Here is a 25,722-nt window from a genome sequence, read left to right as displayed (position 1 = left end):
TCAGCAAGTATACCGACGAAGGGTGAGGTGTTGGGGGGCGAAGAGTTTAGGGGTACATATTGTCAACTGATTCTTTGTCGATTGCCAATTGAAAAAAATTGGGTAAAGTTGGTTAATTTAAGTGCGATAACGGAGGCTAAATCCCTCCGTTATTTTTTAAACAAACCCATCACAAGATGAGCACAAGCAGACGATGGCTATGGCTGCTTCTATTTACTGGTATGCTTTTGCAGCAATGCCGGCAGGAGACGCAATTCACGCTGATGCCAGCGGAGGATACGGGTCTGACGTTCAGGAACGAGATCACGGAAACTGCGCACAACAACATCATGACGTACGAGTACACCTACAACGGCGGCGGTGTTGCGGCGGCTGACATCAACAATGACGGGCTCACGGACCTCTATTTCTCCGGCAACGCTGTTCCCAACAAGCTCTTCATCAACAAAGGAGGCTGGAAGTTCGAAGACATCACGCGGCAATCGAACACGGCAGGGCGCCCCGACTGGAAAACGGGTGTGACGTTTGCCGATGTGAACGGAGACGGATGGCAGGATCTTTACCTCTGCTATTCAGGTAACGCGCAAGGAGAAGGTTTTAACAAACCTGTGATCATGGATCACCCCAAACGTGCCAACCAGCTCTTCATCAACCAGGGATGCAAACCCGGCGGAGTTCCCACATTCGTGGAGCAGGCCGCGCAATATGGACTCGATGCACCCGGCACCTTCTCCACACAATCGTACTTCCTGGACATGGACCTCGATGGCGACCTGGATATGTTCCTGCTCAATCACGCCAACATGTTCTACTCCGTGTTCTTCAACGTGAAACGGCTCCGCAACCTCAGGCATCCTTACTTTGGCAACAAGCTCTACCGCAATGACCATGGCAGGTTTGTAGAAGTAAGTGCGCAGGCCGGCATCCACGGCAGTGGCCTGAACTTCGGACTCAGCGCCGCCATCAGCGACCTCAACTTCGATGGCTGGCCCGACATCTATGTTACCAACGATTATGACGAGCAGGACTTCTGCTACATCAACAAAGGCGATGGCACCTTCAAGGAAGTGTCACACACACTCTTCGGTCACCTCTCCAAATATGGCATGGGCTCCGACATCGCCGACATCAACAACGATGGCCTGCCCGACATCTTTGTGGTAGACATGCTGCCGGAGGACAATCATCGCCAGAAGCTGCTGAAAGGTCCCGATGAATACGACAAATATTCCCTGGCCGTAGACAGTGGCTACCACCATCAGCATATGCGCAATACACTGCAGGTCAACCGGGGCTTTGCACCCGACAGCCTGCCGCGGTTCAGCGAGCTCGGGCAGCTTGCGGGCATCTCCAATACCGACTGGAGCTGGGCGCCACTCTTCGCAGACTTCGACAACGATGGCCTCAAAGATCTTTTTATCACCAATGGCTACCTGCGCGATTTCACCAACCTCGACTTTCTGAAGTACACCGTGGGCGATGCTGTGAAAGAAGCCAATACCAACAACCATCCGCTTGACATGCTCAAGGTGATCCAGCAAATGCCCTCCACCAAGCTCACCAAATACGCTTTCAGCAATACAGACGGCCTGCATTTTGTCGACAGGACAGAAGCCTGGGGCCTCACACAAAAAGCCATCTCGAATGCCGCCGTATATGCAGACCTTGATAATGACGGCGACCTCGATCTTGTGGCCAGCAACCTCAACGACGAGATCTCCGTGCTTCAGAACCATCAGGAGAAAATACAGCAGAACAATTACATCAAGATCAGGCTGGCAGGCAAAGAAGGCAATACGGCGGGTATAGGTGCGAAGGTTCAGGTAAAACTCGCGGATCGAACCATCAGCCATGAAGCACATTTCAGTCGCGGCTATCAATCCAGCGTGGAGCCTGTCTTCACCATTGGCATCGGTAAAGCAACTTTCATTGAGGAGATCGATGTGCAGTGGCCAGACCAATCCGTGTCAGTCTTGAAGAACATTGAGCCCAACCAGACCCTTTTGATCCCGCAGGAAAACGCGATGGCTGTGCCGGCACCGAAGGCACCCGTGCAGCCACCCCTGTTGAAAGAGGTGACTGCAACGGCCGGCCTGGACTTCAGACACCAAGAGAACCGCTACATCGACTTCAAGGCGCAGCGCCTCGTGCCATACCAGCTCTCGCGCCTGGGTGGTAAGCTCGCGGTGGCCGATGTTAACAGCGATGGCAATGACGACGTATTTTTCGGTGGCCCAACAGGCCAGGCGGGAGCATTATACTTTGGCACCGACGATGGAAGACTTGAGAAAGCACCTTCACAGCCGTGGCAAGAAGACGCAGCGTATGAAGACACAGGTATGACGTTCTTCGATGCAGACGGCGACGGCGATGCAGACCTTTATGTTGTGAGTGGCGGAAATGAATTCCCGCCGGGTGACCCGTACTACCAGGACCGTCTATACCTGAACACCGGTGCAGGCACTTTCGGCCGGGCTCACGGTGTGCTGCCAGCGGAAGAGACCAGCGGAAGTTGTGCGGCTGCAGCCGATTATGATAAAGATGGAGACCTCGACCTCTTTGTAGGTGGAAGGCTTGCAGCGCAGAACTATCCACTGTTCCCCAAAAGTTCTCTGCTGCGCAATGACAGCAGAGATGGTCAGGTGAAATTCACAGACGTTGCCAGTGAAACAGGGGAGGCGCTGCAGCTTGCAGGCATGGTCACCGATGCATTATGGTCAGACATCAACAACGATTCATGGCCAGATCTGATCCTGGTGGGAGAGTGGATGCCCGTGCGCGTGTTCCGCAATGACAAAGGAAAGCTGAAGGAAATCACCGACGACCTCCGGCTCTCCAAAACGCAGGGATGGTGGAGCAGTATTTCACAGACGGATGCCGATGGTGATGGTGACATGGACTTTCTGCTGGGCAACGCAGGCCTCAACCTTCAGCTCCGCGCCTCTGAAGCTGAACCACTCACGTGTTACATGCAGGATATCAATGCCGATGGCGCCGTCGATCCGTTGCTCTGTTATTACATCCAGGGTAACAGCTATCCCATGGCGTCACGTGACGAGCTGCTCGACCAGGTTACGCCACTGCGCAAGAAATTTATCAAATACGCCGACTATGCAGACGCAACTGTTGATAACATCCTCACAAAAGAACAGCTTGCTTCCGCGGCGGTCCTGAAAGTGGTCACACTGCAATCGTCGTGGCTGGAGAACACCGGTGGAAGGTTTAGCCTGAAAGCACTGCCTGACCTCGCACAGGTATCCGCTGCCAACGCCTTTGTGCAGCACGACGTTGACCATGACGGCAAGCCGGAGATCATCGTTGCCGGAAACTTTTATCCTTACCGTGTACAGCTTGGCAAAAGTGATGCTTCCATGGGACTTCTGTTGAAATTCAGCGAAGGTAAAGCCAGCACTTACCTGCCAAACGCACCGTTATGGCTGGGAGGAGATATCCGTGACATGGCCATCCTGAAATTTAAAAATGCGGCAGACAAGATCATTGTATCGCGTAATAACGACGCCGCTGCTATATTTGAGTGCACGGTGGCGGCGGAGAAAACCGTTGCCAGTACGAAACGATAAGTTTGATCATCCGATAAAAATTACATTTTAAACCCGTTCTGAAAAATGAAATACAGCTCGCTGTTCCTGTTCACTGTTCTGTTGTTGATCGCGTCGTGTCGCCAGGCTGACGTTACGGTGCCGGCCCCCGTGTTGCCCGTGCCCAGCCCTGAGCAGCTGGCCTACCACGAAATGGAGATGAACGCCTTTATCCATTTCACCATCAACACCTTCACCGATAAGGAGTGGGGCTACGGCGACGAAGATCCGAAGCTGTTCAACCCCACGGCCATCAACGTAGACCAGTGGGTCTCAACGCTCAAGGACGCTGGTTTCAAAGGTGTGATCCTCACCACCAAACATCACGACGGCTTTTGTCTCTGGCCTTCGCAATACACGGAGCGCTCGGTGAAGAACAGTCCTTACAAGAACGGCAAAGGTGATATCGTACGCGAGGTGGCTGACGCCTGCAAAAAGCACGGACTGAAGTTTGGTATCTATGTTTCTCCGTGGGACCGCAACCACGCCGAATATGGTAAGCCGGCCTACGTGGAATATTATCGCAACCAGCTTAAAGAATTGTTCACAGCCTATGGCCCGATCTTCGAAATGTGGTTCGATGGTGCCAATGGTGGTGACGGCTACTATGGCGGCACGAATGAGAAACGCCGCATCGATGGCAGCAAATATTACGACTGGCCCACAACACTCGACATGGTGCGTAAGTTTGAGCCCGGTGTGATCTTCTTCAGCGATGCCGGTCCTGGTGTGCGCTGGGTTGGCAACGAACGTGGCATTGCCGGCAAAACGAACTGGAACAACATCACACCCGATACGCTCTATGCCGGAAAAGGTGGCATCGAAGAGCTGTTGGGCTCCGGCTCGGAAATGGGCACCGCGTGGATCCCTGCCGAAGTGGATGTGTCTATCCGTCCGGGGTGGTTCTATCACGCAAAAGAAGATACGCTGGTGAAGTCGCCTGAAAAGCTTTTCGACATCTACCTCACGTCAGTGGGCCGTGGCTCCACGCTGCTGCTCAACGTACCGCCTGACCGTCGCGGCCTCATCCATGAAAATGATGTGAATGCGCTGCAGGGATGGCGCAAGATGCTCGACGAAGCTTTTGGTACCAACCTTGCCACCGGCGCCATGACCTCGGCGAGCAACTACCGCGGAAAGGCGGAAGTTTACGCTCCGTCAAAAGCCACCGATGGCGACAAAGAAACCTACTGGGCCACAGACGATGACGTAACTTCAGCAAGCCTTGAGATCAACCTCGGCAAAGCAGTACAGGTGAAGTATATCACGCTGCAGGAATATATCAAGCTGGGACAGCGTGTGAAAGGTTTTACCATTGAGGTATGGAAGAACAACGCATGGCAGCAGGTGGCCGAAGGCACTACCATCGGTTACAAACGCATCCTCAAGCTCGATCCCGTGGAAACGGACAGAGTGAAGGTCACCATCACCGCATCGAAAGCATGCCCGTTGATCTCTAATGTTGCTGTTTTTTAAAAAGTAGTAAGGAGTAAGTAGGGGAAACAATTGGCTTCTTTTCGACTGTCTTTCTTACATCACATTGGAGATGCGGCCAAAAGAGCGTTATCTTAGCCCACCCAATTAGCTGAATTTGTCCGATGATCACCCGTGTTCTTGGTGTTTTGCTGTTTACAGCAATGGCCTGCCTGCATGCCTGGAGCCAGGATTTTGGTCCCGTAAAGGGGGGCCAGCTTGACCTGCGCAAGTGGGATCCCAAGGCACAGCCCGTGATCTGGCTCGATGGCGAATGGGAATTCTATTGGAAAAAGCTCCTGATTTCTAAAGACCTGCAAGAGAATAAGGATAAGACCTTTGCCCAGCTCTCCGTACCCTGGAACGAACAGGAGATCGGCGGCGAGCGGTTGCCCAAGAACGGTTATGCCACGTACGCTTTGAAGATCCTGATGCCTGCAAACATGCGCAGCGTATCGTTTGCCGTGCCTGCCGTGTTCAACTGTTATGCTTTCTGGGTGAACAACAAGCTGATCTGCAGCAGTGGCAAAGTGGGAACAAAGGCCGAGGAAGTGGTCCCCCGCTGGAATCCACAAACCGTGACCGTGCGTAATCCCGGTGATACCTTGCGGGTGATTTTCCAGATCTCCAACTTTCAGCATACGCGGGGAGGTTGCGCGGAGATCCTGCGCATCGGAGACACAGACTATCTGACCAGCATCGCTTCCGCTTTCCATAACAGTGGCATTGCCCTGATCATCTTTTTCGGTGTGGTGAGCGTGGGTGGCCTCATCATCTTTTTCATCGTTCGCCCCCTCAGCTTCCTGTACCTCGCCTTGCTTTCAACGGCGTATACGGTAAGGTTCATTTTCTCCGACCTCTATTTTTATAACGATTTCGGCATTGATGCCAGCTGGGAAGTAGCGGCCAAGATCGAATACCTCACCATTCCGCTGATCGTGCTGTTCGGTGCGCTGTTCATTGCCAGCATCTATCCGCAGGAGTTCAAACGTGTGCTGCTGTACTTTTTTGTCTCGCTCAATGCATTGCTGACCGGTGTGGTAATTTTTGCATCGTCGTCTATGTTCTCACCGTTGCTGCTGGTGCTTCAGATCATCGCGCTCACCTTCATCGCCTATGTAATGTATGCCATCATCAGGGCGCTGATCTTTCAGCGGGCCGGGGCATGGGTCTCCGTGCTCGGCCTGATAGTCTTTACGCTGGTGGGATTTTATAATGTCTACGCATTCATCACCGTCACAGACCTCAACCGCATCGTGATCCACATCGGCTACGCCCTCGCGCTGTTGTTGAACGTGGCTTCATTGCTCTACAGAACCCCCATGCGCCTCCGCTCGGAAGAGCACGACATTCTGCGCTTCAATGATCTGTATAAGGATCAGGTGAATGTTTGATTCGAAAGGGACAGGACTGGATCACCTCGTTATCAAATGGATCACACCCCGCAAGGGCGCATTGGCATTTCTCCTGTTGTGTAAAATGTAATAATAAACCGCGGGCGCAACGTTGTTGACGGGCCAGTTATTCTGGTAAGAGGAGGAGCTGAAGATCAGGTCGCCCCAGCGGTTGTATATGGAGATCCCATACGTACCGGGCTCGACACCATCTATTTGGAATTTGTCGTTCTTCCCGTCATCGTTGTCCGTGACTATATTAGGCACTAACAGATCGAGAAAATCGACGTTTATAGTATCCGTAACGATGCCGCATTCGTTGCTCAGGGATGCCCAGTATTGACCGGCTTTGTGTGCCACGATGCCCTGCGTTTTTTCGCCCGTATTCCACACCAGGCTGGCTTCTGCCGGTGAGCCGGTGGCCATCATCTGGTAGTGATCGTTGCCAAAATACAGCACGGTATCCTTTCCCACGCTAAGCTGAGGTTTCTTTTTCAACGTAACGGCGAAGGAGGAGGTAAAGGCGCACATACCAAAATCAACCGTTGCTGTATACGAGCCGGCAGCGGAGACAGTGATCGCGGAAGTTGTCTCTCCTGTATTCCACGCATAGGCTTGTGCGTTGTCGCGATAAATATCGAGCTGCAGCGTTTCTCCCTCGCAGATGGAGTGCGCTGCTACCGAAGGAGACCACCCTGTATTCAGGATCTTTTCCCCGACAATATCATCGATGAGCACATTTCCGTTGTAACCGGTAGCAAGGAAAATAATGTTACTATGATTGGCCGATGGCGTGAATTTTACCTCGTAAGGCTGCCACGTTGTGTTGTCGATAACAGGTGAGCGCCACAGAAGCTCGGTTCTTTGGCAGTCGTCGCTGCCACCCCAGATCTCCAGCCGGAGAGGGTTGATATAGACAAAGCCATCATAGTAGTCAGATCTTGCAAGGTGTATCGTGAACGCGTAACAGCTTCCAACCCGCAGGGGCGAATCGAGGACCTGGAAAACCGCCTCGGCAGTGTTATCAGCCCTCGCTACCAATCCGGTGTATGTGCTTCCGTGATGCGGCGGAAAGGAAACACCATATTCACCGGGCTGCAGATCAGGAGTGCTCCGGCCTCCGCAATTCAGTAAGTTGGTCAACCATTGGGGAGGAACCCTGTCGTACCTGGGAGGTTCATTACTCTCAAATGAAGGATTCCGGAAAATCGGCTGTGAAAAAGTGAGAATGCTGATAAAAGAACAAACAATTGCGAACGCAACACGCATACAATACACCTTCAGGTAAATTCAACTGCGAAAATAGTCAAATTCGAGCAAACAGAACTCTACTCATAAAACTCCTGCAGCGCACCAAAGTACATCGTGTTCCATCCTTCAACTATATCTTCGTAATCTTCATCGGGGATATTCGTATGCCTGAGCTCGGCAGACGTTCCGTGCGGGCCGGGGTGAAGCTTGATGGTAACGATCGATGCCGCTTCCTGCTCTCCGAAATACCACTGCTGCACGATCTTCTTCCCGGGTTCAAAGCTGATATTCTTTCCCACGATGCTGCCATCCCACAAAGAAAACTCCGTATCAGGCACGGCTTCCATTTCTGCTTTATCACCCGTCCACAGTTGCAGGGTGAGCGGGTTGGTCAGGGCCAGGTAGACGTCTTCCGGCGGCGCTGGGATGATGTAGTACTTCTTAAAATCTTTCATGGAGACAAAGGTAGGGAAGGAGCCGGTATCTCCATAGCTTGCTTGGTAACAGTCACAGTGTTATTTTTATCCATCCGACCCAAGGCATGAAGATCCGTTGTACACTGGCCGCGCTATTCCTCCTTACGGGATACTTCCTGCACGCCCAGGCGCCAGAGCACACCTCCGCTACGGATGGCGATGTCAGAGTCCAAAGCCCACGCAAGTCACCGTTCTTCCGTTACGAGAGCCGCGGCAAAAAAGCAGGAAGCCACGCGCGCAGCACTGAACGTCCGGGGCAGGCCGTAAAGAAGCACAAACCCCGTCGCAATGCCGGCCTCAACGAAGCCCAGGTGTTCAGGCGTCACAAGCATGCAGCGAGGAAAGGAACGCATGCCCGAAGGACAAGGATGACGAAGAAGCATTCAATGTAAGCCCCAGCCCTTACATTACCGTTTCACGGCAACGATGATACCGGTGGCCCAGACTTGTTTGGTTAACACAAGGTCGGTTCGTGTATCAAGGTATTTGATGAGATTAGCCACCTTTTCATGATGACCTTCGGGCCAGTTGGGTTGTGGCAGCATATCGTCGATGATATACAGGCCACCTTTGTTCAGCATCTGCAGCGCTTCCTCCAGCATCAGGTATTTTCCATGCCAGGTATCGGCGAAGATGTAATCGAATTTTTGTTCGCGGTTGTCGGTGATCCAGTCTCCGCCATCGGTCGTGATCAGGTTGAGGCGTTGGTCGTCGCCAAGGAATTTTTTAGCGATACCGATGATCTTGTCGTCGTTGTCAATGGATATCAAGGATGAATGTCGGTCCATGCCATCCAATATCCATGCCGTTGATAGTCCTGTTCCGGTACCAAGCTCGAGAAATTTACCTGACGGTTTTGTCGCTGCCAGTGTTCTCAGCAGGCAGCATGTCATCATATCTGACGCCATTGTAAATCCCGCCGCTTTTGTTGCATCTTGAATATGGCGATAAGCGCTGGGCAACGCTTGATTGATTGTTTCTTCCACGAGCATTACAGGATTAAAAGATTACCATGATTGCGCAGGCAACATAGATAAATCTTCTGGCAGATCGCACGGCGTATCCGACTTTTTTCTTCGATGAAGAGAAGCTAACGTTCGTTACTTAGAAGATTCAACATCCATTTGCACCTAATCCTGTTAATCCTATAATCATCTTAATCAGAGTTCTGACAATGTACTGACAAGCCGCTTCGCAATGTTTCCCGTCGTATCAAGCTGAGGATTGAATATCGTCACACTCATACCGACAATGGCCAGCGATCGTAAAAAGCTTCGCAGCAGGTATTCACATTGCTCAAAGCTAAGCCCTCCCGGCAACTGGTAATCAACGGCGGGATTCACATCGTCAGACAACACATCCGCATCAAAGTGGATCCAGTACCCGTCAACGCCATGGCTGCTGGCTTTTGAGATGATCCTGCCTGTGATATCGTCGAGATTGTCGCGTTTGAAAAGCTCATAGTCAAAACAGTTGATCTCCGTATCCTGGGTACTTTGTGCGCCGTAGTGGCGGGCTTCTGATGCATCACGCTGGCCTACCTGAAAAACATGGGCATCTTTCACGTACGGTCTCAGGTTGTGCAGGTTGGTCAGCTTGTCTGTTCCTCTGCCAGTGACAATGGCAAGGTCCATATCGGCCGCTTCACCTGTTGTGGATTGATGCGGAAGATAAAAGTCGGCATGTGCATCCATGAAGATCAGGCCATGCGTACCTTTCGATTTTAAGGCAGCCATGATACCAATGATGATGCTGCAATCTCCGCCCAGCACCAATGGAAACCGGCGCGCATCGAATAGCTTCCCGATCTCCCCGTACATCGTATCAGAAAATGCTGCAAGCTGATCTTCATTCAGCATCAGATTGGCATTCCGCTCACGACTGTAAGTATGATTGAGCGTAGCAATTTCCAGTACCGGATTCGTGGCGCCCATTTTCTCCTTTAGCCCGTTCGAAAGCAGACTTTCCGCCAGCCTCTCCACACCCGAAGGACGCAAGCCAAGAATAGACGGAGCTGAAACGATCTGGCGATCCATGCCAACATGTATAAAAATCTCATTCCTGATTTTATACTGCCCATCCTGTTAATCCATTAATCTTGGTCACAAATCTTGTTCCTGGTGACGTGACGTTCGGTGAGCGACAGTCCCGCATAATAAGGGATGACATCCTTTTGAAGGATCTCATCCCTACGGTGATCCCCGTATTTGTGATATCGTGCAGTAACCTGACCGGCCCCTGCTTCGTAACGGTGGTGATAGACTTCAACGATATTAATAAAAGATCAACGACCCTTTACATGGAAATCTTTACCATACAAAAAACACGAACGCTGCTGATGTCTCTCGCTGGCATCATGCTGCCTCTTTTTATTCATGCGCAGGAATGGACAACATACACCGCCGCCAACTCGCCTGTAGCCAATGCAGAGAGTATCCGCGACATCACCGCTGACCCCGTGACCGGCGATGTATGGATCGCTGCCGGAGCACTGCTGCACAAAAGAACAAAAGACGGCCACTGGACAACCTATGAAGCCGGAACTACGCCCGGACTATTGTACGCAGGCAAGCTCGCAGCCCGTAACGGAAAGGTGTGGTCAGCACCCGCGCTCCACAGCACTGAGTTCAGCTATTTCAATGGAACCGCATGGCAATCCGTTACCATACCCAACGCTTCATTCTTTGATATCATGGATATTGAGATCGCCGATGCCTTCGTGTGGGTTGCTACTGATAGAGGCCTTTATCAATACGACGGACAGTCATGGAAAAAACTCGACTACGAAGGCAAGATCACCCAGCCCACTTCAGTTTCATGGGATGCTACAACGTCACGGCTGTGGGTGGCTAATAACTGTGTGGCCGTGGGCAGAAATGTATTCAGGCACAATCCTGCTGACGGAAGCTGGACAGAGTATGACACCGGTTGGAGCGGTTGCGGCCATGCCGTGCAGGCACTTCCTGATGGGAGCGCCTTTTATGGAAGCTGCAATTACAGCAGCATATTGTCGGTGAAGAGCGGCACGGTGTCACCGGCCATCCAGTCGGCATGCGTTTACCTCGATGGCGTTGTGCTCAACCCGCTCACCCCGGGTGAAGTATGGTTTGCCACCGAGTTCAACTTCGGTACCCAGGAAGTGCCGTCGGGCCTCGTACGGTATGACGGCAACGCGGTGGTCAGCACCTTCAACTTCAAAAACTCCCCGATGAAGGGTGGCGGCATTGAAGCGATCGCCCTCCAGCAAACAGATCATGCCACCGCTGTGATTTGGATGAAGACCTATAAATACGATGCAGGCACCACCAGCACCACACGTTATCTTGAAACTTACACGTACAACACCGTTACCGGGATTGATGAGCCCGAGAACCACGACGTGCAGGTATTTCCCATTCCTGCCAAAGATCATTTCACGGTAAAGGTTAAGGAGCATGCGCCACGGCAAACGCCCCTGAAACTTTCGCTCTATTCTGTCATGGGTCAGCTCATCGCCGAACGTGTGCTGCACGAAGGAGAGCACGAGACTGATTTCAGTACTGCAGGCCTGAGCAAGGGCCTGGGCTTGTTGAGGATAGGGAATGAAGTAGTGAAAATTAGCTTCGAGCCTTGAGCTCCGGGCTTCTGGAAGTGCAGTGTTTGATGACAGTGTGGATCTCATAAGCCAAAACAGTTGTAAGCCGTGAGTCCTCGCAACTCACGGCTCACAGCTCGTGGCTCAAAAAACGCCGCTCTTCAAAATCCCGGTATTCAGGGATACCGCTTCATGCATGGCCGGGTATCTTTAGGCCTGTTTTGAAAGCCTGTGCATGAAAAAATTATTCCTGTTCGTATTGGTTTTGGCGGTTTTTGGAGAAGCGTATCCGCAGATCAAACCTTTCCGGTTCGCGTTTATCTCCGACACGCATATCAGCGCTCCCGGCGGCCCTCCTGATGCAGACCTCCGCAGAACGGTGAGGGATATCAACGCCATGAATGACATCGCCTTTGCCGTGCTGACGGGCGACATTACCGAGCTGGGTACCGACCAGGAGCTGAAGCTTGCCCACCTGATCCTCGACAGCCTTGACGTGCCCTATTATATCATTCCCGGCAACCACGATACAGGCTGGAGCGAAAGCGGTGGCCTCAGCTTCACCAGGTTCTTCGGTAACGACAAATTTGTTTTCGATCACAACGGCATCCGCTTCTTCGGCTGTGCTTCAGGCCCGTATGTAAGAATGAGTGACGGCCATGTTCCCCGCAGCGCCATACTGTGGATGGACAGCGTGCTGAATGTCACACCTAAAAACATGCCCCTCGTTTTTCTCAATCATTATCCCATCGACGAAGGACTCGACAACTGGTATGAAGTAACGGATCGCCTACGCGGATACAATGTCATTGCTATTTTGTGTGGTCATGGTCACCGGAACAAAGCGATGGATTTCGAGGGCTGCCCCGCCACCATGGGCCGTTCTAACCTGAGGGCGAAAGCTGCGATCGGTGGCTACAACCTGGTGGATGTAACGGCCGACTCGCTCATCTTCGCCGAAAGAAAGCCCGGACAGGAGACCTTGCCTTCCTGGAGATCGATCGCGGTAAGCAAAACACCGTATCAGCCTGATGAAATTTTTCCAAGACCAAAATACGACATCAACAAACAGTACCCGCAGGTGAAAGCCAAATGGGTCTTTGCGTCTGACGCCAACGTGATCTCCACACCCGATGTCACCAACGGACTGGTGATCTTCGGAAACCAGAATGGAACCGTACAGGCGTTGTCCATCACCGACGGCAGCAAAAAATGGGCTGTTGAAACCGGAAGCCCGATCTTTTCATCACCCGCATCGGACGGTAAAAACCTGGTGCTGGGATCTACGGATGGAAATGTTTATTGCCTCGATCCGTTGAACGGAACCATTCGCTGGAAATATAAGACCGGTGCGGCTGTGCTGGGATCGCCGCTGATCAGCAAAGGTGTTGTTTACATTGGCGGCAGCGACGGCCACTTCAGAAGCATCGACCTCAAAACAGGGAAGGAGCGGTGGAACTTTACCGGGCTCGAAGGACCTGTTGTGAGCACACCGCTGTTGTACAAAGACATGATCATCTTCGGTGCCTGGGATCGTCACCTGTACGCCCTCAACAGGAAAGACGGCCAGCTCCGGTGGAAGTGGAACAACGGCTCGTCCGTACGCAATTATTCACCCGCCTCCTGCATCCCGGTGGCGGACAAGGGGATCGTTTATGTAGTAGCGCCCGATCGTTACGTCACGGCCATCGAAGCCACTGACGGAAAAACACTCTGGCGAAGCAAAGAAGGGGGCGTGCGTGAGTCGCTGGGCATGTCTGCCGATGGAAAGCTCATTTATGGTAAGAGCATGCAGGACACCATCGTGGCGTATGTTGCGGGCCGCGAGAAACAACGCGCCGCCTGGAAAATGCACTGTGGCTTCGGATATGAGCACGTTCCTTCCATGCTGGTCGAACGTGATCACCAGGTTTTCTTCGGTACCAGAAGCGGCGTAGTATATGCCATCGACCCCCGGCAGCAGAAGACACTCTGGGCTTACAAACTGGACAATTCCATGGTGAATACCGTAAAAGTGCTCAGCACAAAGCAGGTAGTTGCATCAACAATGGATGGGAAGGTTGTTTTATTGGAAGTTGAAGAAGTAAGCAGTAAGGAGTAAGGAGCCGCCACGTACTTCGTTCCCGATAGCTATCGGGATCGTATCTCGTACTTTATCAAGGCCTGGCGCTGAGCGTCTGCAGGTTCCATTCCCAGGTGAGCCCGTTGTCAGGGGAGTAGGCCTGACTCCATTGCGGATGATCAGGATCGTTTTTATCCCATTTGTACATCACCAGCACGGGAATGCCGTTGCAGGTGTTCTTGCCATAGAAGATCCCGATGTTTCCTTCGAATGATCCCGTCACGGGCGGATCCATCGTTCCAGTCCTGCCATCCACCCAATATAAGTTCCACAAACGTGTGCGCACATCAAAGATCCTGAGCGACATGTTCTCCGACACCACGCCTGCGTTGGATGCCCGGCTGATATCCATGTTCGCGATCCCGTTGAGCATGGCACGGTTCTCTATGGTAGCAGTAGTTTCTATCCATTCAGCGCAACGATCAAGACGTGTTTTCAGCCGCCGGTTATTGGCACGCCATGTTCCCGCCAGGAAATCGAAATCATGAGCTGACGATGTTTTCGAAGCCGTGATCACCAGTTCCCCATCCCGCGTAAGCGTTGCATTAACCATCTTCAGACCGCGTTGAACCTGCCCATACCCGGAAATAGCAGTGACCAAGAAACAAGTGAAAGCAAAGATTGCTATTTTGGAAATGAAGATATTCATGCTGCGATGATTCAATGACAGTCGTCATAGTGTCATCACACAAAGATCGCTTGCTGTTGCCCGATAACCCGGATGCAGATCTTCATTTTCTCAGGGGCGCAGTAATTAAGAAACCAGCTCTTCTGGCTCCTGACTTCTGACTCCTGACTTCTGACTCCTCCTCCTTACTCCTTAATTCTTACTCCTTACTCCCTCTCCAGATTCTTACTCCTTACTCCTTCTCCAACGCAATTTTAATGTGCTCCAAATGATGATTCACATGCCATGCCGACATAGAAATAGCCTGCTTCTGGTTCAGCATGATCTTGCGGGCAGGATGATAATAGGCTATCTCCTGTTGGTTTTCATCAAGGGAGCGCATCAGGTGCACAAACCTTTTGGTGATGGCTTCGAACATATGCAATGAGTCAGCAACAGAAGAGGAGAGGCCGTCGGCGGTATTGGCCCAGCCATCGATGTTCACCTGGGTGATCTCTTTGTAGTCGGTTTCCGTCAGCGCCTTTTTCATCCGGAAGAAATGAAGCAGCTGCATGTCTGCCACATGGTTCATGAGCTGTTGCACATTCCAGCTTCCTTCGCGATATGTCTTCTTCAGGTCACCCGCCGAAAGATTCTCCACCAGCGCCTTATACCGCCCCGGCGCCGTAGCAACCGTCTCGATAAATGCATCAAGCTCGCTCTTATTAATGTTCTGCAGCGGCGTAAAAGGTCCGATAGGGAATTTGAGTTGCGTCATAGGTGTAAAATTTGCTTCGCAATATAGGAGAAGAAGTTTAAAACTAGAAGTCAGGAGCCAGAAGCCAGAATGGCTTCGATTGAAAGTGCTGGCACGGGAATCATGTACAATTGCTGAACCAATGATGGTTTCCTGCGCTACCCGTCGAGATTTACCCCCACGCTTCTGACTCCTGGCTCCTGACTTCTGACTTCTAGCTTTCCTCCTTACTCCTTAATTCTTACTCCTTACTCCTTTTCTACTTCTTCACCACCACCCTAACATCCCCATCCGCTCCATCCCCCCGCACCCGCTCCACTATCTTCGCCGCCACTTTCCTCCCCAGCACAAGCCCCGCATCATTATCTGTACGGAAATGGATGCCGGCGTGAAAGCGTGATTCCGCTCCCTCGGTGGCGATCTTGTTGAACAGCTCTTTTTCGAGCGGGAAGAAGTATGGGTAGAGCTCGCCGACCACACCACTCATCACGGCATGGCCCGACGGATAGCCCGGGAACGGAGGACTTGCGAACAAAGGTTTGTAGTTGGGATCATACTGATCGGGACGCGTGCCCCAGTAAGCATACTTGGCGTCGAAGCAGGCAGTGAAGGCGTCGTAGTAGGCCACGGTCATCGCCGCGTATACCCTGGCAGCCCGCGGCGGATTGAGGTGAAGGTTGTATTCGAAGACCTTTTTGCTGATCAGGTCGTCTCCGGTGGGCTGGCTTGCATAGTAAAACGCATTGGCCTTCGAACGAAAGGTCTGCTTGAAGCTCTTCAGCTCCTCCATGTCTTTTGAAAAGTCGGGCGGCGGGCCGGGCCTGAACTGGCTGGCGCTGTCGAGCACCATTGTTTTATTGAGTCCTGTCAAAGGCAGCATCGGATTTTTACCCTTCCAGAGACCGGGATCCTGCGGCATCTTTCCGTCCCATTGCTTCTTTGAAATAAAATCCTTCGTGAGCTCGATGTGCTTCTCCGCTATACGTTTGCCCAGCTCGAAGCCGGCTTTGGTATCGCTCGGAAATGCGCAGCCGGCAGCGATGCGGGAGGCCATCACCTGTTGTGCCATGCGGTTGGCAGAATCAGCCATGGCAGGGTAGAAGTGGGAGATGAGCGCCACCGCGGCGCCTGCCGCCACCGAGTGCTCACAGGGATAGGAGGGGCTTTCTGGCCGGGGACCGTAAAGCTTTACCTTGTTATCTGTGGCGAAGGGCCGGGCGCGGTTGTACGCATACTTGCTGTCCCAGGCGGCGATGGTAGCATCGTAGATAGCAGTGCCGATGAGCATGTTCGCCAGCGCACCATTGCCCGTGATGTCCGTCATCCACAGCTTCGAGACCATGCTATACCACCGGTACCCGGGCGCGCCGGCATTCCAGTACACGATCTTCTGCTGGGCAGTAGCGTCCAGGTTGTTCTGCGCGGCCAGCACCTGCGCGATCTCGCCTTTGTACGACGGGGGTGGCGGTAACCGGTACGTTTTGCCTGACGGGATGAGCCACGGTTTCCAGTTGCCGGCCCCGGGCTCTGTCTGTGCCATTCCATAGACTGCGATGGAGAGCACGAACACATGCATGAGTAAAATCTTTTTGATCATAATCCTTGATGTTTTTGTACAAGGATACGCAGGGAAGAAAAGCGCGCATCGTGCGATCAACAAACACCTGTCTGCTGTAGATAAACGACGTTTTGAAGTCAACGCGCAAGGGCGAAGACAAAGCGCAATGCCTCTGTTTGCAGCGTATGGCAGCATTCACTTCGCCGGTTGACAGATGTGTGCCGTTGGTAGACCTTCATGCCGATTCCATGGGCTGCCAGGTCAAAATCGGGAATAATTGACGACCTTTATCCGACCAAAGGAACATGAAGTTAACCATCGACCGTGCGCGGTTCAGACTTTACTTGTACATAGGGGCGGCGTTCCTGGCATTGTGGACGTTCAGCGAGCTGGTCAATCACCCGGAGACATTCCTGAAAAGAGCCTGGAACAACATCTGGCTGGTCAGCTACCTGGTTGTGCTCAACTATATACTTTTTGAGCACGTGCGTCGCTACCTGGCATTCACCTGGAGGAAAATATTGATTGCCCCCGTGCTTCTATGGGCGATGGCGATGCTTTACTCGTTCGGTTTTTTTGCATGGCGGGCTATCGGCATAGGGCTGCACCTGTATTTTCCGCTGCAGTTTTACGATTCTGTGCTGAAGGGCGTCTCCTATCACTTTCCTTCGGCCGTGGCCTCCATTATTTTTTTCGGTCTTGCCAGGCATATCTACGATTACCGGAAGTTAAAAGAAACAGCGCAGCGGCTCCGCATCGAGAAGCAGGAAGCGGAGCTGAACTATCTCAAGTCGCAGACCAACCCGCATTTTCTTTTCAACACACTGAACAACATTTATTCACTGGCCAGGGATAAGTCTGACCTTGCTCCGGAATCCATTTTGCGCCTCTCGAAGATCCTGCGTTTCATGTTGTATGAGACTGACGGTGCCTATATCGCCATAGAGCAGGAAGTGAAGATCATTGACGATTATATTGCCCTCGAGAAGCTTCGGTACGATGAATCGCTGCGGGTGAACTTCAACCATGACGTAGAAGATATGAAACAGTCCATACCGCCACTCTTGCTGATCCCCCTCGTGGAGAATGCTTTCAAACACGGCGTCTCGGAAACGAGGAATCAACCGTTCGTGGAGATTCACCTGTCTGTGAACAGGCGGTTGCTGACGTTCGTCGTGAAGAACTCCAGCGAAATATTCGGCAACGGGAAGGTGAAGGAGAACATCGGGCTTTCCAACCTGCGGCGCCAGCTGGAATTGCTCTATACCGATCACCAGTTGTCCGTTCAGCAAAATGGATCGGTATTTACTGCGTCGTTAAAAATCAACCTTGCGAGCCATGTCTGACATCACCTGCATCATTGTTGAAGACGAGCCCCTGGCAACAAAAGTGCTCACCGACTACATTTCACAGGTACCCTTCCTGCAGCTGAAAGGAGCCTTCAAAGATGCCATTGCTGCCACGGAGTTCCTGCGCGACCACACCATTGACCTGATCTTCCTTGACATCCACCTTCCCAAGCTCAAGGGCATGGCCTTCTTAAAAACACTGACACATCCGCCCGCCGTCATCATCACCACAGCCTATCATCAATACGCCGTGGAAGGCTTCAACCTCAACGTTACCGATTACCTGCTCAAGCCCTTCGAGTTCGAACGGTTCCTGGTGGCGGTGAACAAGGTTAAGACAGGAAAGCCGGGTAGTGACGCCGTTGCTGGCCTTCCCGCCGCCAGTGTCGGAGCCGCCGTTGTTGGTGTTCTTCACCAACAACACCAACAACACCAACAACACCCTCAACACTCCCAACACCCGGAACACATCTTCCTCACAGTACAAAAAAAGAAAGTGAAGATCCTGTTCGACGAGATCCTTTATGTCGAAAGCCAGCGCGAGTACGTGAAAGTAGTCACCACCCGGAAAGAGTTCCTCTCCAAAATCAGCACCCATGAGATCGAGAGCCTGCTGCCGCGCCAGCGTTTCAAGCGCATTCACCGGTCTTTTATCGTGTCACTCGACAAGATCGAATCCTACACCGCCGAAGAGATCGAGGTTAACGGAATATCTATCCCGGTAGGCAGAGAGTACAGGGATGTGTTAAAAGAATTGGGATAGATCGCGCACGTACCTCGTAAATCGTATCTCTTTAACGGCCATCTGCTGTGGTCCGTCCGTGGATTAAACGTAACCCTTGCACACCATCTCCCGTTCATTTCCTGTTGATCACATTTACCCCGCAATGCGATATCTTTTTTTCTCCCTTCTCCTGGTGTATACAAAGCCTTTATTATCCCAATCCACGGAGGCTGATCCGAAGCAGTTGAACGATTCGGCTGTCTATCATTATGATCGCAGTCATTTCGACAAGGCGTGGGAATTCGCTTCGCAGGCCAACGCCAGGGCAGAAGCGCTCCACCTGCAGGACGAGCTTTTCCGGAGCCATGCCATGCTGGGAAACGTGGCCTCCAGGCGGGGACACCTGCGGGAAGCACAGCGCCATCACCGCAGAAGCCTGGCCATTGCCCGCGACGATGGTGACGCCAACCGGAGGGCCAAAGCGCTCTCGAGCCTGGCATCGGTGCTTTCGACCCTCGGTGAATATGATTCGGCTACGATGCTGCTGAACGAAATACTCACCCTCGGTCAAATTGACCGTGAGGTGCTGATGACCACGTACGGAAGGTTGGGGGTGAACCAGAAACGGCAGCAACAATACGATAAGGCTATTGGTCATTATCTTCAGTCATTGACCATTGCAAAAGCGCTTCACGACAGTCTCGCTTCCGCCAGAACACTGGCCAACATCGGCAATATTTACTTTGAGCAGAAAGACCCTGCCAGGGCGCTGCAATATTACCTGGATGCGTTATCACTGCTGGATTCAGCGAAGCACAACCTGAGCATTTCGGGGATCTCCGTCTTTGCCAGCGATGCCTATCAGGCCCTGAAGCAGTATGATGAAGCGGAGCGTTACCTGCAGCGGTCGCTGGCGATCACGCGAAAGCTCAACCTGCCCAACTCCGAAGCCTACGCGCTTGAGTCGCTGGGCATCCTTCACTTCAACCGCAGGCAGGTACACGAGGCCATTGATGCCTTTCAGAAGGCCCTTGCGCTACACCGTAACCTCGACGCCTGGAGCAGCCAGGAATCGGTGCTGCTGCAGCTCTCGGAATGTTATCTCCACACCGGGCAGCTCCGCGAGGCACGTGCCATGCTGGACGAAGGCAGGCTGATCGCGGAAAAACACAAACATACCTTCGGCCTGCGAAACGCCTACCGGATGATGGCGCGGCTTGATTCAGCGCAGGGCAATTTCCGGTCTGCGCTGGCCCACTACCAGCGTTCGGTACATTACAAAGACTCGCTGTTCACCGTGGAAAAAGCGAAAGCGGTGGAGGAGATCAACAAAAAATTCGAGGCGCAGGAGAAGGGCAGGGTCATTGCAGAGCAGGAGCGCATCATCGAGCAGCAACGAACCAAAGAGCTCTTCTTCCTGATGCTCATTGGTGTACTGTTGTTGTCAGCGTGTGTGATCTACTTCTTCATCCGCCGCCGGCAACGCCTGAAGCACGAGATGTTGCAGGAGCAGCAGCGGAAAGAAAAGCTGCTGGCCATTGTTATTGCGCAGGAGCAGATGCAGCAAAAGATCGCGCGCGACCTGCACGACGGTTTTGTGCAGATCTTCGCCGCTGCCAAGATCAACCTGGAGAGCGTGAAGGCCATGAGCACTTCTCCCGCACTTTCAGGCAAGCTGCAGGAGACTGCCAGCATCATCGACCAGGCTGCCCGGGATGCGCGCACCATCTCACATCAGCTTCTGCCATATTCATTGGAGAAGCACGGGCTCATCGCGGCCATCCAGGAGTTGCTGGACAAGAACCCGAAAAAAGGAAGTGAGGAATATATTTTTAAACACGGCGCCATCACGGAACGGTACAAGAACACACTCGAGATCAACGTTTACCGCATCGTGCAGGAGCTGATCAACAACATCATCAAACATGCAGCGGCACGCCGTATCCAGGTATTTCTTTCGCAGCAACATCAGCACCTGGTATTGAGCGTGAGTGACGACGGAAAGGGTTTTGATGTGAAGCACACAGCCTCCGGCGCGGGCCTCCTGAACATCGAAAGCCGTTTGCAGTCGCTGCGTGGCGTCATGCGCATCGAGTCGCAGCCGGGCATGGGAACCACCACCGTTGTTGAAATTCCATTGACATGAGACCTCTGAAGATATTCATCGCTGATGATCACCAGCTGGTGCAGGAAGGACTGAGCTCCCTGATCCGCGGCATCGAACACTTTACGCTGGTGGGTGCAGCTTCCACCGGAGAAGAGCTGATCAGCACCCTGAGCCGTGCCGAAGTGCTTCCGGACATCTGCATTCTCGACATCGAGATGCCCGGGCAGGGCGGGGTAGCAACGCTGCGCATTCTGAAAGAACGGTTCCCAGCTTTGAAAGTATTGATCCTTACCATGCACGAAGAGTCCTTTTACGTGAACCGTGTGATCAAGGAAGGCGCCGATGGTTATCTCCATAAAAACCTCAACCGCGATTCGTTCATCGAGAGCATCGGCAAGATCATGAAGGGCGAGTCGTTCTTTGTGCAGGGCCTCGACGCAACCACGCCTTCACCAGCACAGGACACTGCTAACCCCGACGTGCTTACACCCCGGGAAAAGCACATTCTGCGGCTCATCGCCCTGGGCAAGTCCAACAAAGAGATCGCGAAAGAATTGCACATCAGCCACCGTACCGTGGATACACACCGTAATAACCTCATGCACAAGCTGAACATTTCCTCATCGGTGCTGCTGGTGCACTACGCCTATTCCAACAACCTGCTCTAGTGCGGATACGCTAAATCGCGTATTTCCTTTCAGCGCATAACCGCGTAGCCTTGCAAGTAAATTATTTGAAAAGCGGTTATGAAACACGTTCGTTCTCTTTCATCTGTCCTGTTTGTATTTTTTTGTCTTGCTCAATCGGCCGGGTTACCCGTGCTGGCCTCTTCATCGCTGACAGATGAAGCCTGTGCACAAGCCTCCCTCCAGATACGGGAGACAGGGGAGCCGGGCAAGCTCATCTTTGACGTTGCGTCCGATAAAGCCATCGTCAGCCTCCGCTGGTACGTGATGTCGCAGAACTCGCCGTGGACCTACAGCTCGGGACCGCGGTGGGAGTATACCGGAACCCAGGCTGAGATCCCCTTCGCCGTTCCCTTCAACGGCAAGTTCAAGGTAAGGGTGGATATCTATCATAAAACGGCGCCGGACCAGCTCTGCCAGGTGATGGTTGACAAGGTCGTGGAAGTGTCGGGGCTCTCATCCTGCGCAACGGCCATCAATGCAAAGCTCTATGGCAAGGCCGCATATGAGTTCTCATATTCCAGCGCGCCAGGCAGCCCTTCCACTACCGGGGTGCTGTGGGAGTTTGGTGACGGAAGCACCTCTGTGCTTTCGTGGCCCACACATACCTATGCGGAGGCTGGCACCTATACGGTAAAGCTCACCCGCACCGGCAATGGATGCACATCGGAAAGTTATCACACGCTGGAAGTCGGCTGCGACAAGGTGAAAGCAAAGATCCTTTCTGAAAAATATGATGGACCAGGCCAATACAGTTTTTCTGCTGAGGTGACTGAAGACGTGAAACAATGGCAGTGGGACTTCGGCGATGGCGGCTCGTGGGTGAACCGCTGGAGCGTGGCCTACAAATATGACTACGACGGCACCTACCCGGTGCGTTATAAAGCAACGACTACGGGAGGCTGTGTGGTCACGGCAGAAGACGTTGTCACCATCACCGACGCCCATCTCTGCGGCCAGGCTACGCTCGACATCCAAATGACTGATGAGCCCGGCAAGATCTATTACATTATCGATTCCAATAAACCCATCCTGAGTACCAGCATCGGCATTGCTGGCATCGACCAGTCATGGGCCTACAGCTCAGGCACACGCTGGGACTACACCGGCACACACCTCGAGCTTTATCCCTACAAGATCCCGTACAACGGCCCGGCCAGGGTCGGTGTTATGCTGTCTTATGAATATGCAACCGGAAAATACTGTTATACCGATCTCGACGACACCGTAGTAGTTACAGGCCATCCCTGTTCGGCCAAGATCACCGCAGAGGCCCAGGGCGAAACAGGCTTCAAATTCACACTCAGCGGCAAGAATCTCGGCAATGCAACCACCGGCACAACCTTGTGGGAATTCGGCGACGGAAGCACTTCCGCCGATTTCCAGAGTTTCCATTCGTATGCTGCCGCAGGGCAGTACATTGTGAAGGCCACCCGGTCGTACTACGGATGCACGGCCGTGGCATACGATACGGTGAACGTATGCATCAGCGGTGAAGCACCAATGCACATCGAACCGGGAGCCTCCGCCGGCGAATACCAGTTCTCTGTTAACGCAAGCGATATTATAACAGAAGCCTATTGGAGCATCGACACGGATAAGACCAACATCTGGTTCGGTGAGTTCTACGATCTGAATACCACTACCCACAAGGTCAGTCATAAGTTCGCTGCCAATGGAACCTATTACCTCTGGGGCTTCTTCTTCACACGCCAGGGCTGCTGGCTCGAATCCTATGAAGTGCTGGAGGTCAATGATGCAACCCCTGGTAATTGCGAGCACATAAACGCTGCCATCAATGCTTCAAAAACAGGACCGGGCAGGTATGATCTTTCTGTAACACCTGCTGACAACCTCCGCACAGGTTTTGTGTGGGATCTCGGAGATGGCAAGACCTCTAACGTGCTCCACCCCAGCTACCAGTACGGTGAGAACGGAACCTACACGGTAACATTCAATGGCACCACCACAGCAGGGTGCCCCGTTGCTGCGGGCACAACGGTGACGGTAACAGATGCTATCAGCTGCGGCAAGGCCTCGCTGCAGGTACACGAAACCGGAGAGTCCGGCAAGTTCTTATTCAGGGTCATCTCCGACAAGCCCGTAGTGGGAATGAAGCTGGATCTTTCAGGCATCGACCGCACATGGTCGCTGAGCTCCAGCGGGCAGTGGAGTGAGAGTGACAATCGCACGCAGCCGGAGTTTGTTCATAGCATACCGTTCAACGGTCCTTTCAGGATCGACGTTTCCCTGCAGTACCCGGCATCGCATTGCTCCGTAAGCCTGGCCGATACGATCATGGTTCGCGATCACGCGTGCGCTGCCAGCATCACCTCGTCACAGTTGGGCGAGGGGCGTTACCGGTTCAGCCTTACCGGTAGCAATACAGGCATACCGGGAACAGGTTTTACTTTTTGGGAGTTCGGCGATGGCACCACATCAACAGAGTTTCAGCCACTCCATACCTATATTACAACAGGCACCTTTCTGGTGAAGGTAACACGCTGGTATTACGGATGCATGGCTACAGCCCATCACACTGTAAAAGTTTGCTTCAGTGGCACTGGATCCGTGAGCATGACGACTATCAGCTCGTGGAAGGAATATACTTTCCAGGTTACATCTCCTGACAGCATTACCGAAGTCAAATGGAGCATCAGCGATACGAAAACCGAGCTCTGGTCCGGAGAATACCATAATTTGCGCACAACCGCGCAAAGCATCCCTTATGAGTTTCCAGGCAAAGGAGCTTATACCGTCTCCGCTTCTTACCACACATCCCTCGGCTGTTCCTATGAAGCGCGCCTGCCCCTGAAGCTCAGTGAACCAAATCCCGACACGCTGAGCTGCGAAGATGTAAAAGCCACCATCGACGCACAGGAGACCGCCCCCGGCACCTACAGCTTCATGGCAGATCTTACGGAACCCTTTCAAAGCGACTTCATATGGGATTTTGGCAATGGCGAAACGTCAACAGCAAAAAATCCGCAGCACCAATACCATGAAAACGGCGTCTACAAGGTAACCTTCTCATGCAACACCGGCCGTGACTGCGCGATCAAAGCACAGCATACCCTGGTGGTCACGGGTGTACCCGAGAATATTACCACCGGTATTCCCGAACAGGAAGGTGATGGTCTTGTTACATATCCCAATCCATCACAAGGGCTGATCTACTTTACAAAACCTGTCAGGGCGGTGATCTATGATGCCACCGGTAAACAGGTACTGAGCCTGCACGATGAAGACAGCGCAGACCTTACCACTCAGGGAGCAGGATTGTATTACCTGAGGCCGGAACAGGGGAGGGCTGTGAAGATTGTTGTGAGAAGGTAGAGTCGACAGTCCACGGTCCACAGTCCACGGACAAGCAGTGTTGCATCTACTTGCGCGCTTCGAATGTTCGAAGGTCCATAGTCGGTAATGCTTCGTTGATCATTAACGGCTCCTGGAATCTGATACTGCCCGGCTGTGGATCGTGGTCTGTCGACTGTGGACTATTCCCATCAACTCTCCATAACCGATCACATGCCGCTGCAGAGCATAATTGAGCTTCGTCTTGTCAGCGCCCTTCGCCAGCTCCAATAACGTGTCTACGGCAAACACCTTGAAGAAGTAGCGGTGGGTTCCGGAAGGCGGGCAGGGGCCTGTGTAGCCGATCTGTCCGCGGCTGTTGGTTCCTTCCAGGCCCGGAACGCTGTTCTCGGGGATGGACTCTGTGGGCGGAATATTCCACACCAGCCAATGATCAAAAACTTTACCTGGCGCATCCGGATCTTCCATGATGAGGGCCAGTGTCTTCGCATCATCAGGAATACCTCCAATGCTGAGCGGCGGGTTGATGCCAGCGCCTTCACACGTGTATTGAGCAGGAATAAGCCCCTCATGCTCAAAAGCCGGGCTGCTGATCATCAGTGTTGTTCTCTTGGCGACTGTTTCCATAATGTTGTTTTTTAAGTTTAACACGGATGCGGGTGGTGTGTTGGTGAAGAACAACACAGGCACAGGCACTGAAGATGCATGTTGGTGAAGAACACCAACATGG

The 25,722-nt window shown here is 52.7% G+C and carries 19 protein-coding genes; 11 read left to right on the top strand and 8 right to left on the bottom strand.

The window, feature by feature from the left end; all coding sequences use genetic code 11:
• The first annotated feature begins 176 nt into the window (after positions 1-176).
• The 3 genes from KK083_RS17695 to KK083_RS17685 all read left to right on the top strand — a co-directional run bounded on the left by KK083_RS17695 (position 177) and on the right by KK083_RS17685 (position 6,466).
• Positions 177-3,581: a VCBS repeat-containing protein gene (locus tag KK083_RS17695; RefSeq protein WP_254165435.1), complete on the top strand. Its 3,405-nt coding sequence runs from the start codon at positions 177-179 to the stop codon at positions 3,579-3,581.
• Between the two features lie 45 nt (positions 3,582-3,626).
• On the top strand, positions 3,627-5,075 hold the full coding sequence (locus KK083_RS17690; protein WP_254165433.1) for an alpha-L-fucosidase: 1,449 nt from the start codon (positions 3,627-3,629) through the stop codon (positions 5,073-5,075).
• Between the two features lie 122 nt (positions 5,076-5,197).
• Positions 5,198-6,466 carry a 7TM-DISM domain-containing protein gene (locus tag KK083_RS17685; protein WP_254165431.1) on the top strand — a complete coding sequence of 423 codons (1,269 nt, stop codon included), beginning with the start codon at positions 5,198-5,200 and terminating at the stop codon, positions 6,464-6,466.
• 21 nt (positions 6,467-6,487) lie between these two features.
• Here KK083_RS17685 and KK083_RS17680 read toward each other — a convergent pair whose 3' ends face one another.
• Together KK083_RS17680 and KK083_RS17675 are read right to left on the bottom strand one after the other, a co-directional pair.
• Positions 6,488-7,609, bottom strand: coding sequence for a T9SS type B sorting domain-containing protein (locus KK083_RS17680; protein ID WP_254165429.1), 1,122 nt, complete (start codon positions 7,607-7,609; stop codon positions 6,488-6,490).
• A 185-nt stretch (positions 7,610-7,794) separates the two neighbouring features.
• Positions 7,795-8,172 (bottom strand): SRPBCC domain-containing protein, encoded by a 378-nt coding sequence (locus tag KK083_RS17675; protein WP_254165427.1) that lies wholly within the window; start codon positions 8,170-8,172, stop codon positions 7,795-7,797.
• 86 nt (positions 8,173-8,258) lie between these two features.
• Between KK083_RS17675 and KK083_RS17670 the strand changes: the two genes are divergently transcribed.
• Positions 8,259-8,585 carry a hypothetical protein gene (locus KK083_RS17670; RefSeq protein ID WP_254165426.1) on the top strand — a complete coding sequence of 109 codons (327 nt, stop codon included), beginning with the start codon at positions 8,259-8,261 and terminating at the stop codon, positions 8,583-8,585.
• 15 nt (positions 8,586-8,600) lie between these two features.
• Here the strand turns inward: KK083_RS17670 and KK083_RS17665 are convergent, their stop codons facing one another.
• Together KK083_RS17665 and KK083_RS17660 are read right to left on the bottom strand one after the other, a co-directional pair.
• Positions 8,601-9,185 carry an O-methyltransferase gene (locus KK083_RS17665; RefSeq protein ID WP_262899563.1) on the bottom strand — a complete coding sequence of 195 codons (585 nt, stop codon included), beginning with the start codon at positions 9,183-9,185 and terminating at the stop codon, positions 8,601-8,603.
• 168 nt (positions 9,186-9,353) lie between these two features.
• The gene (locus tag KK083_RS17660) at positions 9,354-10,229 is read right to left on the bottom strand and encodes an arginase family protein (protein WP_254165422.1); all 876 of its coding nucleotides are present in this window, start codon (positions 10,227-10,229) and stop codon (positions 9,354-9,356) included.
• Between the two features lie 137 nt (positions 10,230-10,366).
• Here KK083_RS17660 and KK083_RS17655 point away from each other — a divergent pair, with 137 nt between their 5' ends.
• Both KK083_RS17655 and KK083_RS17650 read left to right on the top strand, forming a co-directional pair.
• Entirely contained in the window at positions 10,367-11,806 is a 1,440-nt protein-coding gene (locus KK083_RS17655) for a T9SS type A sorting domain-containing protein (protein ID WP_254165420.1), read from the top strand.
• A gap of 196 nt (positions 11,807-12,002) precedes the next feature.
• Positions 12,003-13,868 (top strand): outer membrane protein assembly factor BamB family protein, encoded by a 1,866-nt coding sequence (locus tag KK083_RS17650; protein WP_254165418.1) that lies wholly within the window; start codon positions 12,003-12,005, stop codon positions 13,866-13,868.
• A 55-nt stretch (positions 13,869-13,923) separates the two neighbouring features.
• Here the strand turns inward: KK083_RS17650 and KK083_RS17645 are convergent, their stop codons facing one another.
• The 3 genes from KK083_RS17645 to KK083_RS17635 all read right to left on the bottom strand — a co-directional run bounded on the left by KK083_RS17645 (position 13,924) and on the right by KK083_RS17635 (position 16,850).
• Positions 13,924-14,538: a hypothetical protein gene (locus tag KK083_RS17645; protein WP_254165416.1), complete on the bottom strand. Its 615-nt coding sequence runs from the start codon at positions 14,536-14,538 to the stop codon at positions 13,924-13,926.
• A 211-nt stretch (positions 14,539-14,749) separates the two neighbouring features.
• A complete protein-coding gene (locus tag KK083_RS17640) occupies positions 14,750-15,274 on the bottom strand; it encodes a DinB family protein (RefSeq protein ID WP_254165414.1) in 525 nt (174 codons plus the stop codon).
• Positions 15,275-15,512: 238 nt separating this feature from the next.
• Positions 15,513-16,850 carry a vanadium-dependent haloperoxidase gene (locus KK083_RS17635; protein ID WP_254165406.1) on the bottom strand — a complete coding sequence of 446 codons (1,338 nt, stop codon included), beginning with the start codon at positions 16,848-16,850 and terminating at the stop codon, positions 15,513-15,515.
• 266 nt (positions 16,851-17,116) lie between these two features.
• On the opposite strand from KK083_RS17635, the gene KK083_RS17630 reads away from it, so the two are divergent.
• The 5 genes from KK083_RS17630 to KK083_RS17610 all read left to right on the top strand — a co-directional run bounded on the left by KK083_RS17630 (position 17,117) and on the right by KK083_RS17610 (position 25,013).
• Positions 17,117-18,157 carry a sensor histidine kinase gene (locus tag KK083_RS17630; RefSeq protein ID WP_254165404.1) on the top strand — a complete coding sequence of 347 codons (1,041 nt, stop codon included), beginning with the start codon at positions 17,117-17,119 and terminating at the stop codon, positions 18,155-18,157.
• On the top strand, positions 18,150-18,923 hold the full coding sequence (locus KK083_RS17625) for a LytR/AlgR family response regulator transcription factor (protein ID WP_254165396.1): 774 nt from the start codon (positions 18,150-18,152) through the stop codon (positions 18,921-18,923). The genes KK083_RS17630 and KK083_RS17625 overlap by 8 nt, the downstream gene beginning before the upstream one ends.
• A gap of 124 nt (positions 18,924-19,047) precedes the next feature.
• Entirely contained in the window at positions 19,048-21,030 is a 1,983-nt protein-coding gene (locus KK083_RS17620; protein WP_254165394.1) for a tetratricopeptide repeat protein, read from the top strand.
• Entirely contained in the window at positions 21,027-21,659 is a 633-nt protein-coding gene (locus KK083_RS17615) for a response regulator (RefSeq protein ID WP_254165392.1), read from the top strand. The genes KK083_RS17620 and KK083_RS17615 overlap by 4 nt, the downstream gene beginning before the upstream one ends.
• A gap of 78 nt (positions 21,660-21,737) precedes the next feature.
• Positions 21,738-25,013 carry a PKD domain-containing protein gene (locus KK083_RS17610; RefSeq protein ID WP_254165390.1) on the top strand — a complete coding sequence of 1,092 codons (3,276 nt, stop codon included), beginning with the start codon at positions 21,738-21,740 and terminating at the stop codon, positions 25,011-25,013.
• Positions 25,014-25,115: 102 nt separating this feature from the next.
• Here the strand turns inward: KK083_RS17610 and KK083_RS17605 are convergent, their stop codons facing one another.
• A complete protein-coding gene (locus KK083_RS17605) occupies positions 25,116-25,619 on the bottom strand; it encodes a YbhB/YbcL family Raf kinase inhibitor-like protein (protein ID WP_254165388.1) in 504 nt (167 codons plus the stop codon).
• Positions 25,620-25,722 lie beyond the last annotated feature (103 nt).

The organism is Chryseosolibacter histidinae, assembly GCF_018598225.1.
Lineage (GTDB): Bacteria > Bacteroidota > Bacteroidia > Cytophagales > Cyclobacteriaceae > Chryseosolibacter > Chryseosolibacter histidini.
This window is presented reverse-complemented; position numbering and strand designations above follow the sequence as displayed.